The organism is Sphingomonas sp. CCH9-F2 (assembly GCF_001556735.1).
Classification (GTDB): Bacteria; Pseudomonadota; Alphaproteobacteria; order Sphingomonadales; family Sphingomonadaceae; genus Sphingomonas; species Sphingomonas ginsenosidimutans.
In genome coordinates, this window is record NZ_LSJO01000018.1 from 1 (window position 1) to 999 (window position 999).

The following is a 999-nucleotide window of genomic DNA, read 5'->3' on the forward strand; positions in this document are numbered from 1 at the left end:
TGGCGGTGTCGGCGATGAACCCCGCCGCCATGACGAACGCCAGCGTCGCCTTGTCGTTGAAGCCCAGCGCCCGCAGCATGGCGATGACGATCGGCGTCAGGATCAGCGCCGCGCCGTCGTTGGCGAACAGCGCGGACACCGCCGCACCGAGCAGCACGATCAGAACGAACAGCCGGCGACCATGCCCCCTCCCCCAGCGCGCGACATGGAGCGCCGCCCATTCGAAGAATCCGGTTTCATCGAGGAGTAGGCTGATAACGATGATCGCGACGAACGCGGCTGTTGCGTTCCAGACGATGCCCCACACCACCGGCACGTCGGACAGCGTGACGACGCCTGCAAGCAGCGCCACGACGGCCCCGCCCATCGCGCTCCACCCGATCCCGAGGCCTTTGGGTTGCCAGATGACGAGCGCGATCGTCGCAACGAAGATCAGGACAGCAAGGAGCATCAGGCGACGCGCTGGCCCGATGCGTCCACCACTTGCTCGCCGTCTTCCTTTGCGAACGCTCCGAGCTGATTGGTCGGCAGCAGGTCGAGCACGGCTTCGGAGGGCCGGCAGAGCTTCACGCCGAGCGGCGATACGACCAGCGGCCGGTTGATGAGGATCGGATGCGCCATCATCGCGTCCACCAGCGCGTCGTCGGATAGCGACGTGTCGCCCAAGCCCAACTCCGCATAGGGCGTCCCCTTCTCGCGCAGCAGTTCGCGGGGTGTCATGCAGGCGCGATCGATCAGCTCGACCAGCAACGCGCGGGCTGGAGGGGTTTTCAGATACTCGACCACGTGCGGCTCGATGCCGGCGTTGCGAATAAGGCCGAGCGTGTTGCGCGACGTGCCGCACTCGGGGTTGTGATAGACGACGACATCGACGGCCACAGGGCGTCCTTTCAGCAGCAGGGGGTGAGTTCGGCGACGAGCGGCGCGCACAGCTCCGCATTGCCGGCGCAGCAGTCCTTGACGAGGAACAGCGTCAGCGCGCGCAGGCCGTCCAGATCG

2 protein-coding genes and 1 pseudogene are annotated in these 999 nt (G+C 66.6%); all 3 read right to left on the reverse strand.

All coding sequences use genetic code 11. The features are described 5' to 3' along the window. Positions 1-451: ArsB/NhaD family transporter (locus tag AX685_RS00680; RefSeq protein WP_197418422.1), on the reverse strand; the 451-nt coding region annotated here is incomplete at its 3' end. Further along, complete coding sequence (gene arsC / locus AX685_RS00685) at positions 451-879, reverse strand: arsenate reductase (glutaredoxin) (protein ID WP_042469211.1); 429 nt, start codon at positions 877-879, stop codon at positions 451-453. The genes arsC and AX685_RS00680, both read right to left, overlap by 1 nt. A gap of 11 nt (positions 880-890) precedes the next feature. Then, positions 891-999: pseudogene (locus AX685_RS00690) on the reverse strand (transcriptional regulator); the annotation flags it as partial.